Consider the following 16,787-nt stretch of genomic DNA (forward strand, 5'->3'; position numbering starts at 1 on the left):
TTACCGCTAACGTTCGGTATTCTGTCCCTATAACGTGAATGGATGAACGCCAGTTCGCAGTAACCTACCACCTGTTCGACAGGGTGAAAAATTAACAGTTGGAAAGCTTTCCCGGTATGCTTTCGTTTGCAGTGCAATAAATGGCCGAAATGACTATTTTTTGATTGCCGCTATGTAATAAAAGCGGAGAAATGCTGGTCTTTTGCCTTCACCTACCCGGAAGCGGCAGGGTTAGGGCTTGGCGCCAGCCAATTCGTCTCTCACGTAATTGTGTTCAGAAGATCGCTTTTCTGGGGACGAATGCCTCATTCGTTGGGCGCGTATTCAAAGAGAACGCGCCGCGCCGCCATCGCAGCGGATCATCGAGCCGGTGACATAGCTTGCGGGTTCGCTGCAAAGAAAGGCGGCCGTCGCCGCGAATTCCTCGACCCGGCCGTAGCGACCCGCGGGAATACGCTGTTGCCGCTCGGCTTCGATCTCCTCCAGGCGTTTACCGCTGCGTTTGGCAGCCGCATTGTCGAGGTCGGCCAGCCGGTCGGTGGCAATGCTGCCCGGCAGCAGCATGTTCACGGTAATGCCATGTGCCGCCACCTCCGCCGCCAACGTCTTGCTCCAGCCGGCAAGGGCAGGGCGCAGCGTATTGGAAAGGGCCAGATTGGGGATCGGTTCGATGACGCCGGAGGAGGCAACGGTGAGGATACGGCCCCAACCCTGCGCCTTCATGGCCGGAAGCAGCGCGTTGGTCAGCGTGATGACCCGCGCCACCATCGACAGGAAATAGGTTTCCAGCTTATCGGCGGTCATATCTTCCGAAGTTCCCGGCGTCGGACCGCCGGTATTGTTGACGAGAATGTCGAGGCCGCCGAGCTTTTCGGTGACCGCCTTGCTGACGGTTTCGACGAACATCTCATCATTGAGATCGGCCCAGATCCAATCCGCCCGACCTTTCCCTTCCGCATTGATAGCCTTGCAATTGCTCTCCAGCCTCTCGCCGCTGCGGCCGCAGAGCAGGACATTTGCCCCTTCGCGTGCCAGCGCCACGGCAATGCCATGGCCAAGCCCCTTGGACGAAGCCAGAACCAGCGCCCGCTTTCCCTTGATGCCGAGATCCATCTTGTTCACCCCTTATGCTGTCCGGATTGTTCCAATGAGTTTTATAGAATGCCGCGAATGCTTTTTGGAAGCCGATAAACAGCAAGCGGACAACGCCTAGGCATTGACGTTGACGTAAGGTGAATTTAATTTTCACGCCAGTTGTGCGAATTGGAGGATCGGCTGTCGCTTCCCGGCTCGACAATCCCCTCCCGTTTTGACAAGAGATAGCCAACGGGGAAGACGCCCAAAATGGGGAGAAGGCCGCACCCAATCAACGGGAGCCCGGCCAATCGGAGACAGAGTGAATGACTGACGCTAGCGAGCTGCCTGAACGCGAGAGCATGGAATTCGACGTTGTGATCGTCGGTGCGGGGCCAGCAGGTCTTTCGGCGGCGATCCGCCTGAAGCAGGTCAATCCCGATCTCACCGTCGTCGTGCTCGAAAAGGGCGCAGAAGTCGGGGCGCATATCCTGTCGGGCGCCGTCGTCGATCCGATCGGCATCGACCGCCTGCTGCCCGGCTGGCGTCAGGAGGAAGGCCATCCCTTCAAGACCGAGGTGACGGACGATCATTTCCTGTTCCTCGGACCTGCTGGTTCGGTGCGCCTGCCGAATGCGCTGATGCCGCCGCTGATGAACAATCACGGCAACTATATCGTATCGCTTGGCAATGTCTGTCGCTGGCTCGCCGAAAAGGCCGAGGGGCTGGGCGTCGAGATCTATCCCGGCTTTGCCGCGACCGAAGTGCTTTATAACGACCAGGGCGCCGTCATCGGTGTTGCCACCGGCGACATGGGCATCGAGAAGAACGGCGAGCCTGGCCCGAACTATACGCGCGGCATGGCGCTCATGGGCAAATATGTGCTGATCGGCGAAGGCGTGCGCGGCTCGCTTGCCAAGCAGCTCATCGCCAAGTTCGACCTGCAGAAAGGCCGCGAGCCGCAGAAATTCGGCATCGGCATCAAGGAGCTCTGGCAGGTGAAGCCGGAGAACCATAAGCAGGGTCTGGTGCAGCACTCCTTCGGCTGGCCGCTTGGCATGAAGACCGGTGGTGGCTCCTTCCTCTATCACCTCGAGGACAATCTCGTCGCCGTCGGCTTCGTCATCCACCTCAACTACAAGAACCCCTATCTTTATCCCTTCGAGGAGTTCCAGCGCTTCAAGACGCATCCGGCGATCCGCGGCACCTTCGAAGGTGGCAAGCGCATCTCCTATGGCGCCCGTGCCATCACCGAGGGCGGCTATCAGTCGGTGCCGAAGCTCTCCTTCCCTGGCGGCGCGCTGATCGGCTGCTCGGCCGGCTTCGTCAACGTGCCGCGCATCAAGGGCAGTCATAATGCGGTGCTGTCCGGCATGCTGGCGGCCGACAAGATCGCCGCAGCGATCGCGGCCGGCCGCGCCAATGATGAAGTGGTCGAGATCGAAAACGAATGGCGCGCCAGCGATATCGGCAAGGACCTGAAGAAGGTGCGCAACGTCAAGCCGCTGTGGTCGAAGTTCGGCACGGCGGTCGGCGTGGCGCTCGGCGGGCTCGATATGTGGACGAACACGCTGTTCGGCTTCTCCTTCTTCGGCACGCTGAAGCACGGCAAGACCGATGCTCAATCGCTGGAGCCGGCGGCCAAGCACAAGCCGATCGCCTATTCGAAGCCGGACGGCGTTTTGACCTTCGACCGGCTGTCCTCGGTGTTCCTGTCGAACACCAATCATGAGGAAGACCAGCCGGTGCATCTGCAGGTCAAGGACATGGGCCTGCAGAAGCGGTCGGAACACGACATCTATGCTGGTCCGTCGACCCGCTACTGTCCGGCCGGCGTTTATGAATGGGTGGAGAAGGACGGTCAGGATACCTTCGTCATCAACGCCCAGAACTGCGTCCACTGCAAGACCTGCGACATCAAGGACCCGAACCAGAACATCAACTGGGTCCCGCCGCAGGGCGGTGAGGGGCCAGTTTATCCGAACATGTGATGAGCGCGGGGAAGATGGAGCGAGACGCTTATACTATTCGCCTTGCTCGTTCCACTGACCTGGATTTCCTGGCGGAAATCGAGATCGATGCCTTCGCAACCCTCGGCCGTGCCCTAGGCAGGGAGGACGAGGGTAGGACCGTGCCGCGTCAGACGCTGGAGATGTCGCTCGATGCAAGGCTGCTATTCGTGGCGGTCGATCATCTGGATCACCCCTTTGCCTTCGTCGCGAGTTCCGAGCTCGATGGCGCGATCTATGTCCTGGAGATCGATGTCATGCGGCGCTGGCAGCAGAAGGGTGTCGGGCGGCGCTTGATGCAGACCGTGATCGAGACGGCGCGGCAGCGGGGCGCATCAGGCGTCACACTGACGACAGACCGTTTTGTGCCGTTCAACGCGCCATTCTACGTCTCGCTTGGATTACGTGTGCTGGATGAAGGCGAGATGCCGGCGGGACTGCTTGAAACCTTGAAATTCGAGATCGACCATGGCGCGGACCCCGATCGGCGGGTCGCCATGGCGCTGTGGTTCTGAGATTTTCCGCCAGGCATCAAATTATGCCTTTCTCAATGCAGAAGGCTGCCGATGGCAGCCTTCCATCTCTCCTTTGCCGATTGTTGCCCTTATTTCCTCGACAAGACTCCCGTTGAAAGCGCAACGCCCATGCCGGTGACGACAGCGGCGGCAATCTCCGTCATGCCAAGCGGCTCGCCGAGCAGCAGCCCGCCGCCGAAGGTGGCGAGAACCGGGGTGATGGCGGTGAAGGCGGCAGCCTGCGTGCCGCCAAGGGCCTGGACGGCGAGACCGTAGGCAAGCGTGGCGGCGAGGCCGGAAAGCAGGCCCTGGCTTACGACCTGCAGGCCGATTTCCGGCAGCGGGACGGAGGCGAGCGAGCTGCCGAAGATCAGGGCCAGGCCGACATGGATGAGGAACGACCAGATGGCGATGATCGCGCTTGACTGAATGGCGTTCAGGCCAGAGCGGCGGAATGCGTGGGTGTAGCCGGCCCAGAGCAGGGCACCAAGCGGCAGCAGCGTAAAGCTGACCCAGGAAATTTCCGCGCTGGAAAGGCTGCGTGCCAAAAGGATGGCGACGCCGGCGACGATGCCGCCGAGGCCGAGCCAACGGGTGATGTCCGGCCGCTCGCGAAACAGCAGCACCCCGATCAGCGCGGTCGCCAGCGGCATCGAGCCTCCGAGCAGAATGCCAGCCGATGCGGCGGGCGTGGAGTGGATGGCGAAAGTGGTCAATTGGAAGAAAAGCGCACCCGAACCGCAGACCATGAGCGCCAATAGTTTCAGCGGCACGCCTTTCGGCAACAGCCCGGTGCGCAGCCAGACGGGAGAGAGCACCAGCGCCGGAATACCGTAGCGGATCAAGCCGAGGTCGATCGTGCCCATCTGCGTTTCGGCGGTGTGGCGCGTGGCAAGAATCCAGTTGGCCCAGATCAGCACCGTAATGATGGCGCCGGCATAGCCGGCCGTAGCGGGCATTGTCTTGCGGGAGGAGAAGGTCAAGGCACTCATCGACGTATCCTTTCGAACCGTTGGGATCATTATCCGGTTGAAGAAAAGATAGCTCCGAAGGCCGAGGCATGTCCTTGCTAGTTATGGCTCAAAGAAAGTGCTATGAGCAATTATCTGCCAATACAGGCGAAGAAAGTTTATAGAAATGCCAAAACTGGATAAATTCGATATTGCCATCCTCAACTGCCTGCAGGAGGACGCACGCGCTACGAATGTCGAGATCGCCGAGCGGGTGAATCTGTCGCCTTCGCCCTGTCTGAGGCGCATCCGCAACCTGGAAAAATCGGGTCTGCTGCGCGGCTATCGCGCCGATATCGACCGCAAGGAAGCTGGCCTCGGCTTGACCGTTTTCGTCGAACTCAAGGTCGGGCATCACTCCAAGGAGAATTCGGAGGCGCAGCAGGCGGCGCTGCTCGCTATCCCGGAAATCGTGTCCTGCCACTTGATTTCAGGAGCTGCGGATTTTCTGGCGGAAGTCGTCGTCGAGGACCTCGCCGCTTATGAAAAGGTAATGTCGGAAAAGCTTCTGACGCTACCTGGCGTCTCCGACCTGCGCTCGAATTTTGCGATCCGCAGCATCAAGACCAACGGCGCCCTGAAGCTGCCGCAGCCGGTTTGAAAATGAAAAAGGGGCCGTCGCCGGCCCCTTCCTGGTTAAATTTGCATTGCTCTCAGAGCATCGTGCCACTGAGGATCAACAGGGCGACCGAGAAATAGATCACCAGCCCGGTCACATCGACCAGCGTTGCCACCGCTGGCGCCGATGCACTGGCCGGATCGAGGCGCAGCTTCTGCAGCATGAACGGCAGCATCGAGCCGGCCAGAGAGCCGAATGTGACGATGCCGATCAGTGCGGCGAAAACGGTGACGCCGACCAACTGCCAGTGTGGGCCGTAGTCGAAGAGCCCAATGGTCTGCCAAAGCACGATGCGGGCAAAGCCGACAAGGCCGAGGATCGAGCCGAGCACGATGCCCGTTGGCAATTCGCGCAAAGCAACGCGCCACCAATCGGACAGCTTGAGCTCGCCGAGCGCCAGTGCTCGAATGATCAGCGAGGTCGCCTGCGAGCCGGAATTACCGCCCGAGCTCATGATCAGCGGGATGAACAGCGTCAGCACGACAGCCTTCTCCAACTCGCCTTCGAAATGCTGCATGGCGCTGGCCGTCAGCATTTCGCCGAGGAAGAGGGCGGCCAACCAGCCGGCGCGCTTGCGGATCATGCCCGCGAAGCCGATCTTCATATAGGGCTGGCCGAGGGCTTCCATACCGCCGAATCTTTGCGCGGCTTCGGTCGTGTCGGCGATCATCGTATCGATGACGTCGTCGACCGTGACGATGCCGAGCATCAGGCCGTTTTCGTCGACAACCGGCAGAGCGAGCAGGTCGTGACGGCGGATCAGCCGGGCGACATCCTCCTGCTTCATCAGCGCAGGCGCAGTGACGGGCGTACCCTTCTGTGCCACGGTCAGAATGCAGGCGTCGGGCTGGCCGGTGATGAGACGGCGCAGCGTCACGACATGCAGCAGAACATGGGTGTCGTCGTCGAGCACATAGATGGCATAGACCGTCTCGCGGGAGCGCTCGACCTGGCGCACATGGTCAAGCGTCTGCGCAACGGTCCAACTGGCGAATACGCTGACGTACTCGGTCGTCATGATGCCGCCAGCCGTGCGCGGCGGATAGCCCATCAGACCCTGGATCGCGACACGAACCGGCTCCTCAAGGGTAGCGAACAACCGAGCGCGTGCGTCGTCGTCCAGTTCGAGAAGAATGTCGGCCACGCGGTCGTTGGACATGCCATGCAGCAGCCGTGCGGCGTCTGCATTGGTCATGACTTCGAGAATGGCAGGCGCGTTGCGCAGTTCCGGCCGATCGAGAATACGAACGGCCCGCTCCTCTGGCATTTTGGCCAGGAGGCGTGCGGCTTCGTCCGCCTCGAGCGCATTCAGCGACTCAACGCGTTCTGCAATGGTAAGGGCACGGTTATTATTGATGAATGCACGAGCGGCATTGCCAGCCCGCACGGGAAAGCTGTTGATGTTCATTATAGCTCGCCTTTCCGGTCGATCCGCCGTCGTGGCAGATCGTGGCGAGCCGACAGGAGTCGGTTACAGCACGAAAGCCACTGACGGCAAAGGCAATCGACTACTACTGTCGCTAGGCATCGTAAGATGGCTCCGGTTAATCGGTATGGAAAACGCATGTTCCCCACGTCGCGAGAAGTCGCTCCGAAGTGGGGAAAAGTCAAGTGGCGCCCGCGGTTAATGCCATAATGTCGCAGGCAATTTTTTGTTGAGCGGCTAAAGGCTTATGCGCTGCAGCAATGGCTGTTGCAAAAATAAACGAGATCGGCCGGGTGATGTGCACCCGGCCGATCGAAGGCAATGAGTGGATTCAGAAACCGGCCAGAACGACCTTACCCTTCGGCCTCATACGCCCCGGCCGTTGCGCTCCAAAGCGACTGACAGTCCGAAAACGATCAGGCCGAAGACGGAGAGCACCGCGCCGACATAGCCCGTCGACGCCGCTGTGAAGCCCCAGGAGATCACCAGGCCGCCAAGCCAGGCGCCGAGCGCATTGGCGATGTTGAAGGCCGAATGGTTGGAGGCGGCGGCCAGCGTCTGCGCGTCGGCGGCGACGTCCATAAGACGTGTCTGCACCGCTGGGCAGGCCGCAAAACCGCAGCCGATGAGGAAGACACAGAGGCAGAGCATCACGGGGTTGGCTGCCGTCAGCGAAAACAGCGTCATGATGATGACGTTGAAGACCATCATGCCGCCGATCGTCCCCTTGAGCGACAGGTCGCCCAGGCGCGAACCGACGATATTGCCGACATTCATGCCGATGCCGAAGAGTGCCAGTACGACCGGCACCATGCCCGTTCCCAAACCGGCAACCTGCGTTGTCGTTGTTGCGACATAGCTGAAGATCGAGAACATGCCACCGAAACCCACGGCGGCGATGCCGAGCGTCAGCCACACCTGGATGCGGCGAAGAGCGCCCAGCTCGCGGGCGATGCTTGCACCTTCCTCGACTTTGTCCTTGGGCAGGAACAGGGCAATAAGCAGCATGGCTACGAGGCCGACGCCGCCGACCATCATGAAGGCGGCACGCCAGTTCAGAAGCTGGCCGAGGAAGGTGGCGATCGGTGTGCCGATCAGGGTGGCGATGGTGAGGCCGAGCATGACCTGACCGACAGCACGCACGCGGCGATGGACAGGCACCATCGAAGCGGCCACCAGTGCTGCGACGCCGAAATAGGCGCCATGCGGCAGGCCGGTGATGAAACGCAGAGCCGCGAAGCTTTCGAAGGTCGGAGCCAGGGCGCTCGAAATATTCCCGGCTGCGAAGATTGCCATCATCAGCAAAAGCAGAGTGCGCCGCGCCATCTTGGCGGCGAGGATAGCGATGACCGGCGCACCGACAACGACACCGAGCGCATAGGCGCTGATGACATGACCGGCTAGAGGGGTCGTGACGCCGAAGGTATCGGCGACCTCGGGCAGCAGGCCCATGATGACGAATTCACCCGTGCCGATGCCGAAGCTGCCGACTGCGAGCGCCAGCGTGACGAGGGCGATCGCCGCGCGGGACGGCGCTTCGAGGCTGGATCGGGAATCGATGAGGTCGACGGTGATATCGCTCACGAAAACTCCTGGCGGCGATCAGGCAGACAGCCGCTAAGCGGGCAACGGGCAGAGAAACCGGGAGGTGGTCTCGGATACACGATGCGGAATGAAAGATGGGAAGGCGCGAATGCACCTCAATTAATACTATGAATCAGGGCGACACCGCTGTCGCGTGCATTTTTTGCAGCGCAGCATATCGCCCTGCGCATAAGTATTTGCGAGGTTATTGCACGATCAGTCACCCGCATTGATTGCCTCCCATGACTGGATAGTGCTTGAAATCGCCTTGGCCGAAACCATTTTTGGATTAGCAGGTGCGGGAGCAGATCTTCTTGAGACAGATTCAACGAGAAAACCGGGAGCCTCGATGAAACTGATCGGCTTTTTCAATCGCGATGGCGGCACGTTCAAGACAACGGACATGGCCGCCTACGAAATGAAGGCAGAGCAGGTCTTCCGGGATGCCGGCCACGATTTCGAAGGTGTGGTCGTGTCGGGTAGTGAAGTCGTTGCCGCCATGGAGCGTGCGGCGCGTCGCGACGATATCGATGGCATCGTCGCCGGCGGCGGTGACGGAACGATTTCTGCAGCGGCCGCGGTAGCCTGGAAAAACGGCGTTGCTCTCGGCGTCATTCCCGCCGGCACCATGAACCTCTTTGCGCGCTCGCTTCGGCTGCCGCTCGATATCTACCAGGTGCTAGACGTACTTGCGACCGGAGAGGTGGATCAGGTGGATATCGGCAGCGCCAATGGCCGCCCTTTCATCCACCAGTTTTCTGCGGGCATGCATGCGCGAATGGTGCGTTATCGCAACGCCTATACCTATCGTTCACGCGCCGGCAAGTTGTCGGCCAACATCCGCGCCGCCTTGGGTGTCGTCTTCAACCCACCGGAATTCGATGTCGATTTCGAAGCGGAGGGAGTTCGCGAGCGCCGGCATGTTTCGGCAATTTCCGTATCGAACAATCCGTTTGGCCCCAACACGCTGCTTTATGCCGACGATCTGCGCGGCGGCGAACTTGGCTTCTATACGGCAAGGCCGTTGCGGCCGCTGAGCGTCGCACGACTCGCGATCGATATGCTGCGGGGCCGCTTCCGCGAAAACGCCGACGTCATGGTCATGCATACGCGTGAAGTGCACCTGCATTTCCCGAAGCTGCGCAGCCTGGCGAACTGCGTCGTGGATGGCGAGCTGCTGCCGTTGGAACGTGATATCGCGCTCAAACTTCATGCCGGCGAGCTGAAAGTGATGGTCAAGCAGGGCACGGCCGCGCGGGTTGCCGAGGAAGACTCCATCAGCAGCGCAGTCGTCTGAAATCTGTCAAAGGCGCGGCAGATACGTCCGGTAATCGAAATCGGATACGGTGCGCAGGTAGCGGATCGCTTCCTTGTGCTTCGTATCGCCATAGAGCTTCTGGTATCGCTCCCCGAAAATATCGGCGATGAAGGGAGAGGCGCGGAAGCGCTCGACGGCGGTCAGGAAATCATGCGTCAGGCGCGGTGCATTTGCCGGCACATGGCTTGGCGTCGTCTCCTCGCCGGGATCGAGTTCACTCTGCAATCCGAGCAACATACCCCCGAGGATAGCCGCCAGCATGAGGTATGGATTGGCATCGGCGCCGGCGACGCGGTGCTCGATCCGGGCGCCTGGTCCATCCTTTTCAGGGATGCGCACCGCCGTTCCGCGATGACCGTAACCCCAGGTAAGGTCCACGGGCGCAAACGAGCCCGGCTGGAAGCGGCGATAGGAATTGGCGTAGGGCGCAAAGATCAACTGCGCATCCTGCAGGGTCTGCAGCAGACCGGCGCAGATTGATTTCAGCCTCTTTGGCTCGCCGCCGGCTGCATCGAGGATATTGCGGCCCTCACCGTCGATGATGCTGGCGTGCACATGCAGGCCGGAGCCCGCGTGATCGCTATAGGGTTTCGCCATGCAGGTCGATTTGAGGCCGTGTTTGCGCGCCGCTTGCTCGGCTATTCGTTTCAAGGCAGTGCAGTCATCGGCAGCGGCAAGCGCGTCCGGACGATGGAGCAGATTGACTTCGAACTGCCCCGGGCCGAACTCCGCCGTGGTTGCATCCGCCGGCAAGCCCTGCGCCTTGGCATAGGCGCGCAGGGTTTCGAGATAATCGCCGAGCAGATCGACAGCATCCATATCGTAGAGCTGATAGCCGTTCGGCTCACCACGATACATCAGCGCCGCCGGCGGCGAGGGGATGCCGCGCTCGCGCCAGTCGCCGGCGAGAACATAGAATTCCAGCTCGGTCGCAACGACAGGCGTCAGGCCGAGCGTCTTATAGCGGTCGACGACGGCGGCAAGGATAGCGCGCGGGTCCTGAAAGCTCGGGCGGCCGTCGAGTTCATGCATCATGGCCAGCACTTGCTTCGATCCCGGCGGCGCCCATGGCATATCCGCAAGCGTGCGTCGATCAGCGACGCAGGTGCCATCGGGATCGCCGATTGTCAGAGACAGGCCGGTGAGATCGTCATTGTCGTCGCCCCAAATATCCAGGGATTGCGTTGAGGTCGGCAGGCGCACCGCGCCGGACCAGACTTTCTTTTCGGCTTCGATGGGGGCCTGCTTGCCACGCAGCCGGCCGTTCATATCCGATATCAACACTTCGATACGGGCTGTGCCCTCGGTTGCGTTGTCAGCCGCCATGCCCTTGTAAATCCCCGATGCTCACGTCATGGTCGTAAACCATGATAGCCTCTAGTCAAGTCTGGCTATGTTGCGGCTTCGTGCCAGGCCCCTCACCCTAGCCCTCTCCCCGCACCTGCGGGGAGAGGGGACCCGCCCATGCTTGCCGCACCTGATGCGGTCGATTGCCGGCGCGATAAGCTTCCTCGCCCCCGCGTGCGGGGAGAGGGCTGGGGTGAGGGGCCATGCACATAGTCGCGGCGTTGATGGGCCTGACAGGCACCAATCTCAACAGGGTTCGAATAAGCCATGTCCGACACTTCCAGCCGTTCCAATCTCGCCGCCGTCGATGCCGCTCATCATCTCCATCCGTTCGCGGACATGAAGAAGTTGAATGCCGACGGCGCTCGGATCATCCAGCGCGGCCAGGGCGTCTATATCTTCGACAGCAACGGCAAGAAATATCTCGACGGTTTTGCCGGCCTTTGGTGCGTCAATATCGGCTATGGGCGAACGGAAATCGCCGATGCGGCGATCCGCCAGATGAATGAGCTGCCCTATTACAACACCTTCTTCGGCACGACGACGACCCCGGCAACGCTCCTGTCGGAGAAGGTCTGTGCTCATGCCGGGCCGCATTTCAATCATGTCTTCTTCACCAACTCCGGCTCGGAAGCCAACGACACCTGGTTCCGTATGGCGCGCGTCTATTGGAGTGCGGTGGGCAAACCGGCCAAGAAGACCGTTATCGCTCGCCGCAATGGTTACCACGGGTCGACCGTTGCTGGCGCCAGCATGGGCGGCATGAAATACATGCATGAGCAGGGCGATCTGCCGATCCCCGGCGTCGTCCATATCGGTCAACCCTATTGGTACGCTGATGGCGGCGATCTTTCTCCGGAAGATTTCGGCCTCAAGGCTGCGCGCGAGTTGGAAGAGAAGATCAATGAGTTGGGCGAGGACAACGTCGCCGCCTTCATCGCCGAGCCGGTGCAGGGAGCAGGCGGTGTCATCATACCGCCCGCGACCTATTGGCCGGAAATCGCCCGCATCTGCAAGGCGCGGAATATCCTGCTCGTCTGCGACGAAGTGATCTGCGGCTTCGGAAGGCTCGGCTCCTGGTTCGGTTATCAGCATTTCAACGTCGAGCCCGATCTCGCGCCGATCGCCAAGGGCCTGTCTTCGGGCTACCTGCCGATCGGCGGCGTGTTGGTCAGCGACCACATTGCCGATGTGCTGATCAATGATGTCGGCGAATTCAACCACGGCTTCACCTATTCCGGCCATCCGGTCTGCGCCGCCGCAGCGCTGGAAAATTTGAGGATCATCGAGGATGAGCGGCTGATCGAGCGCGTTCGCGACGATATCGGGCCCTATTTCGCGAAGGCCTGGGGCAGTCTGGCGGATCACGATATGGTCGGCGAAGCCGTCAGCATCGGGTTGATGGGCGCGCTACAGCTTGCCGCCGACAAATCCACCCGCCGCCGTTTCGAGAAGCCGGATGCCATCGGCTCCGCCGTACGCAATCACGCTTTAACCAATGGCCTCGTGCTGCGCGCCACGGCGGACCGAATGCTGGCCTCGCCGCCACTGATCATCAGCCATGAGGAAGTGGATGCGATGGTGCGTATCACGCGGCTGGCGCTCGACGCCGTGTGGGCCGAGGCGAGAGCGTAATCAGTCCTTGTCCGCCAGGGCTGACGCATCCCATTTGCCCGCTTTGTGCAGGGCAAGTGTCAGTCCCGCGACATGAATGGTCTGAATCATCTTACCCTCCAGCGCCAGTTTGATGGCCTGGCGGATCGGCATGCGAATAAGCCGAATGCGTTCCGTCGGATCGTCTGCGGGTTTCGCTGACATCTCGACGTTGCGAGCGAGCACGATATGGGAAAGGTTCGAGTGGGTGGCCGGGTTCGGTGCGAGGGCGCCGACATATTCCCAATCGGAAGCGATGAGGCCGGTTTCTTCCCGCAGCTCGCGGGCGGCCGCCTCTATCGGGTTGGCATCGCTCGCATCGATAGCCCCGCCTGGCACCTCCAATGAGACGACGTTGAGAGCATGGCGATACTGCTGGACCAGATAGATATTGTCCTCCGCATCGAGTGCCACGACTTCCACCCAATCGGGATATTCCAGCACGTAGTAAGGGGCGATCTCCACGCCCTCGGCAGTAACACAGGCGTCAGCCCTGACTTTCAGCCACCGGTCATGATGCAGATGGGTGGAGCTTTTCACTTGCCATGGCGGAAGATCGGCAGCGTCAGGCAGGATGCTTGTGAGCGTGTCGGTCGGGTCCATGAGCAGTTCCTGCGTTGAAAGTTGAAACTGGACGGCCGATCACTCTGGATCGGGTTGCCCTTACTTCGGATAAATCCAGGAATAGGCGAAAGACGCCGTATCGCCCGCTTTGCCGTGGATATACGGGACGTCTGCGAGTTTGACATCCGGCGTCGCATATTGCTGGCCGAGCGTATCGTGCAACCAGTTCGCTAATGGTGGGGGCACGCCGTCGGCGTTCTTGCCCGGTCGCCAGACGACGAGGATCGGCTTGTCGGCGCTCCATTGATAGTCCGCCGTCAGATTTCCGAAGAACAGCGACATGGCCGGCACGTCAGGCAGTTGCAAATGCAGATTGCCGGCCGGCAGCCAATTGTCCGTCAGCACCAAACCCGGCTTTTTGCCTTCCGTCGCCACGGCCTGGCTGACGAAGGCGGGGTAGGGGGTGTTGTAATGGTCATAGGAGCCGAAAAGCGCCGGGAAGGTGACGCGGGTCAAAAGGGATGCCGGGATGAGCAGCATCATCGCCAGCGGTATATAGAAGAAGCGCTTGCCGAAATCCGCCGCTTTGATGCCAGCCACTTCCATCTTCAGGCACAGATAGATCGGCAGCAGGAACAGGAAGGGCAGCAGCCAGCGGTCGCGCAGCGCCGTCATGCCGATGCCGACGATCAGGATCAGCACCAGCACGGCGATGGCCGCAAAAAGGACCTCGAAAAAGCGGGTCCATTCGTTCGATCGTCCGAGGTTCTTGAAGAGGCTTTTGCCGAATACCAGCGCATAGATGACGAGCGTCGGTGCGCAGATGACGAGCACCAGTTTCACGAATTCCAGTGGTCCCTTCACCAGCTTGGCAAAGGCAGTTTCCGGCGCATCCTCCTCCATGATCCCCAGGGTCCGTCCCGAGGCGAGGTCGAGATTATGGATCAGCCACAATCCATGCGGCAGGAAGATCAACAGGGAGATCAGCAGGGTCAGCAGAAAGCGCTTATCGAAGAGGCGCGCGCGCCCCTGCGGATACATAAGGACGGCAATGACCGCGGCGACGGCAAGCAGCGCGAAATTATATTTCGACAGCATGCCAAGGCCGAGCGCGATGCCGGTAAATACATAGGAGCCCGTACTCGGTGCCTTCAGCGTGCGGATCGCACCGTAGAGGAAAAGATTGATGGTCAGGAGCTGCGCGACCGTATGTGTCAGGTCACGTTGCGCCTCCCAGAAGAGCTGGGGAATAGTCAGCAGCGACAGCGTGGCGATCGCCGCGAAAACCTTGTCCGACAAAACCAGCTTCGCCAGCTTGTAGTAGCTGAAGAAGACCAGAAACAACACGATGTTCTTGACGATGGAAATCGCCGCCAGCGACAATCCGAAGACCGACACCACCAGCGCCTGCACCCAATTATAGAGCGGCGGCTGGGAATCATAGCCGAGTGTCAGCCATTGCGAGAACAGCGCCTGCTGCGACTCGTCGTAGCGCATGCCATGCGGCATGGCGAGCCGCACCAGGAATTCCAGAGCGAAGTAACCGGCAAGTAGAAGGATGATGGTATCCGGTCGGCGGACCAGAAGCCTATGCATCCTGATGATCCCGATCGAAGATCTTGCGGACGATATAGTTCGGCGACAGGTCATCGCGATAGTAGATGCGCGCGATCATCTCGGCTAGGATACCCGTGGTGATCATCTGCACCGACGACAGCAGGAGCACGACGCCGACCAGCAGCAGCGGCCTGTTGCCAATATCGTCGCCGAAGATGAACTTGTCGACGAAGAGCCACAGCAGGATCAGGGCGGCGAGCGCCCCGAGGCCAAGGCCGAGAGAGCCGAAGAAATGGCCCGGCCGCGCCTTGTAGCGCATGAAGAACATCACCGACAGCAGGTCGAGGATGACACGGAAGGTGCGCGAAATGCCGTATTTCGATATGCCGTGCTGGCGCGCATGATGGGTAACGACCATTTCGCCGATGCGCGAGCTCGGTACGACGCCCGCGACCCAGGCCGGGATGAAGCGGTGCATCTCGCCCATCAGCTTCACCTGCTTGATGATCGAGGCGCGGTAGATCTTCAGGCTGCAGCCATAATCATGCAATTTGACGCCGGTGATGCGGCCGATGAGGTAGTTGGCGCACCAGGAGGGAATCTTGCGCAGGAAAAGCCCGTCCTGGCGATTCTTGCGCCAGCCGACGAGTAGGTCGAGCTGCCGCCGCTCCAACTCCTCGACCATCGAGGGGATATCCTTCGGGTCGTTCTGCAGGTCGCCGTCCATCGTGGCGATCAGCCGGCCGGTGGCGGTGTCGATACCGGCCTGCATGGCGGCCGTCTGGCCGAAATTGCGTTGAAGCTCGACGATGCGCAGCGTCAGTCCCTCGTGCCCGAGCGAACGGCGCGCATTGGCAAGCGTGGCATCGGTGCTGCCGTCGTCGATGAGGATCAGTTCCCAGGGCTTGGTGAAACCCACCATGGCGGAACAGATGCGCTCGATCAGCGGTCCGACGCTTTCTTCCTCATTAAAGACGGGCACGACCAGCGAAAGCTCAATGGCACTTACCGTGTCGGTCAGGGGGCGGATCGACTCTGCCGTTGTCTGCAACTCTTCTTTCTCCTAAAAGACCGGCAGAACCGGCCGGACGGAACGAGCGACATGTCCGGCGTCAGCCTCCGCTCGCATTGGGTGCCTTAACTACATGAAGACTCCGATGGTTGCCAGCCGACAGAACTGGTTTATTCGCAACCGCATGACGCTGCTGACATTAGCCGTCGTCCTCGCCTATGCAGCCTTCATCGAATGGTTCTGGGGCTGGGGTTCGATCCTGGCGCAATGGGGTAAAGTCGGCGTCCCACCCATTCTGCTGGCATTGGCGCTGCTAACGAGCACCTACTTCCTTCGCACCTGGCGCATCTACGACTATTTCCCGAAGGAGACCGGCGGCCATTTCACCGCGCTCTTTCGCGTGACGCAGGTCCACAATCTGCTCAACATCATGATGCCCTTCCGCACCGGCGAGACCAGCTTTCCGGTGCTGATGCGCTCCGAATTCGGCATTCCCCTGGCACGAGGCACCTCGGCGCTGTTTGTCATGCGGCTGCTCGACCTGCACGCGTTGCTCGCCGCGGCGGGTGTCGGCCTCGCACTGGCCTCGCCCTATGGTGCTCTTGCTTGGGTTCTGTGGTTTGCTTTCCTGCTCTTACCGGTCGCCGCCTTTATCCTGCGCCGCCCGCTGCTCAAATTTGCTGGCAAGGCATTGCCGAAGAAAGCGCAGGGGCTGGTGCATGAGCTGGAACGCGGAATGCCGGCCAATGCCAGCGCTTTTGCCCGCGCCTGGCTGACGACGGTGGTCAATTGGCTGGTGAAGGTTTTGGTGCTCGCCTGGGCGCTTCGCCTGATGAATGTCACGCCGCTGTCGGCAAGCTTCGGTGGCGCGGTCGGCGGCGAGCTTTCTTCGGTGTTGCCGGTACACGCGCCCGGAGGGGTCGGAACCTATCCGGCTGGGATCACCGCTGGTGCCATCGCTTTCGGCGCTCCGGGATTAAAAGACGCGCTTGATAATCTGGCGCAGGCCAGCATCAGCGCGCACCTGCTGATCGTCGTTTCTGCTCTGACAGGAACGGCACTCGCCCTGCTGATCTCAAGGAAGCACAATTGACTAGGC

Annotated in this window: 14 protein-coding genes; 6 read left to right on the forward strand and 8 right to left on the reverse strand. The window is 60.6% G+C overall.

The window, feature by feature from the left end:
• Window positions 1-324 precede the first annotated feature (324 nt).
• Window positions 325-1,113 (reverse strand): SDR family oxidoreductase, encoded by a 789-nt coding sequence (locus GGD50_RS02460; RefSeq protein WP_107107518.1) that lies wholly within the window; start codon window positions 1,111-1,113, stop codon window positions 325-327.
• A 287-nt stretch (window positions 1,114-1,400) separates the two neighbouring features.
• On the opposite strand from GGD50_RS02460, the gene GGD50_RS02465 reads away from it, so the two are divergent.
• Both GGD50_RS02465 and GGD50_RS02470 read left to right on the forward strand, forming a co-directional pair.
• Window positions 1,401-3,065, forward strand: a complete 1,665-nt coding sequence (locus GGD50_RS02465) for an electron transfer flavoprotein-ubiquinone oxidoreductase (protein WP_107107519.1) — start codon at window positions 1,401-1,403, stop codon at window positions 3,063-3,065.
• Window positions 3,065-3,598 carry a GNAT family N-acetyltransferase gene (locus GGD50_RS02470; RefSeq protein ID WP_245407438.1) on the forward strand — a complete coding sequence of 178 codons (534 nt, stop codon included), beginning with the start codon at window positions 3,065-3,067 and terminating at the stop codon, window positions 3,596-3,598. The genes GGD50_RS02465 and GGD50_RS02470 overlap by 1 nt, the downstream gene beginning before the upstream one ends.
• An 89-nt stretch (window positions 3,599-3,687) precedes the next feature.
• On the opposite strand, the gene GGD50_RS02475 is transcribed toward GGD50_RS02470, so the two are convergent.
• On the reverse strand, window positions 3,688-4,590 hold the full coding sequence (locus GGD50_RS02475; protein WP_107107520.1) for a DMT family transporter: 903 nt from the start codon (window positions 4,588-4,590) through the stop codon (window positions 3,688-3,690).
• 145 nt (window positions 4,591-4,735) lie between these two features.
• Between GGD50_RS02475 and GGD50_RS02480 the strand changes: the two genes are divergently transcribed.
• On the forward strand, window positions 4,736-5,209 hold the full coding sequence (locus GGD50_RS02480; protein ID WP_107107521.1) for an Lrp/AsnC family transcriptional regulator: 474 nt from the start codon (window positions 4,736-4,738) through the stop codon (window positions 5,207-5,209).
• Between the two features lie 52 nt (window positions 5,210-5,261).
• Here the strand turns inward: GGD50_RS02480 and mgtE are convergent, their stop codons facing one another.
• Together mgtE and GGD50_RS02490 are read right to left on the reverse strand one after the other, a co-directional pair.
• On the reverse strand, window positions 5,262-6,635 hold the full coding sequence (gene mgtE, locus GGD50_RS02485; RefSeq protein ID WP_107107522.1) for a magnesium transporter: 1,374 nt from the start codon (window positions 6,633-6,635) through the stop codon (window positions 5,262-5,264).
• Window positions 6,636-7,019: 384 nt separating this feature from the next.
• A complete protein-coding gene (locus GGD50_RS02490) occupies window positions 7,020-8,237 on the reverse strand; it encodes an MFS transporter (RefSeq protein ID WP_107107523.1) in 1,218 nt (405 codons plus the stop codon).
• A 349-nt stretch (window positions 8,238-8,586) separates the two neighbouring features.
• On the opposite strand from GGD50_RS02490, the gene GGD50_RS02495 reads away from it, so the two are divergent.
• The gene (locus tag GGD50_RS02495) at window positions 8,587-9,534 is read left to right on the forward strand and encodes a diacylglycerol/lipid kinase family protein (protein WP_107107524.1); all 948 of its coding nucleotides are present in this window, start codon (window positions 8,587-8,589) and stop codon (window positions 9,532-9,534) included.
• Window positions 9,535-9,540: 6 nt separating this feature from the next.
• On the opposite strand, the gene GGD50_RS02500 is transcribed toward GGD50_RS02495, so the two are convergent.
• Window positions 9,541-10,881, reverse strand: a complete 1,341-nt coding sequence (locus GGD50_RS02500; RefSeq protein ID WP_107107525.1) for a glutamine synthetase family protein — start codon at window positions 10,879-10,881, stop codon at window positions 9,541-9,543.
• Between the two features lie 288 nt (window positions 10,882-11,169).
• Between GGD50_RS02500 and GGD50_RS02505 the strand changes: the two genes are divergently transcribed.
• The gene (locus GGD50_RS02505) at window positions 11,170-12,537 is read left to right on the forward strand and encodes an aspartate aminotransferase family protein (RefSeq protein WP_107107526.1); all 1,368 of its coding nucleotides are present in this window, start codon (window positions 11,170-11,172) and stop codon (window positions 12,535-12,537) included.
• On the opposite strand, the gene GGD50_RS02510 is transcribed toward GGD50_RS02505, so the two are convergent.
• Genes GGD50_RS02510 through GGD50_RS02520 form a run of 3 tightly spaced genes read right to left on the reverse strand, consistent with a single transcriptional unit; the run spans window position 12,538 to window position 15,727 of the window.
• A complete protein-coding gene (locus GGD50_RS02510; protein ID WP_107107527.1) occupies window positions 12,538-13,158 on the reverse strand; it encodes an NUDIX hydrolase in 621 nt (206 codons plus the stop codon).
• Between the two features lie 60 nt (window positions 13,159-13,218).
• Window positions 13,219-14,715, reverse strand: a complete 1,497-nt coding sequence (locus GGD50_RS02515) for a glycosyltransferase family 39 protein (protein ID WP_107107528.1) — start codon at window positions 14,713-14,715, stop codon at window positions 13,219-13,221.
• Window positions 14,708-15,727 carry a glycosyltransferase family 2 protein gene (locus GGD50_RS02520; protein ID WP_107107529.1) on the reverse strand — a complete coding sequence of 340 codons (1,020 nt, stop codon included), beginning with the start codon at window positions 15,725-15,727 and terminating at the stop codon, window positions 14,708-14,710. Before GGD50_RS02520 ends, GGD50_RS02515 begins: the two co-directional genes overlap by 8 nt.
• A gap of 94 nt (window positions 15,728-15,821) precedes the next feature.
• Between GGD50_RS02520 and GGD50_RS02525 the strand changes: the two genes are divergently transcribed.
• A complete protein-coding gene (locus GGD50_RS02525) occupies window positions 15,822-16,781 on the forward strand; it encodes a lysylphosphatidylglycerol synthase domain-containing protein (protein WP_107107530.1) in 960 nt (319 codons plus the stop codon).
• Window positions 16,782-16,787: the final 6 nt, after the last annotated feature.

This window comes from Martinezella paranaensis (assembly GCF_014200235.1).
Lineage (GTDB): Bacteria > Pseudomonadota > Alphaproteobacteria > Rhizobiales > Rhizobiaceae > Rhizobium > Rhizobium paranaense.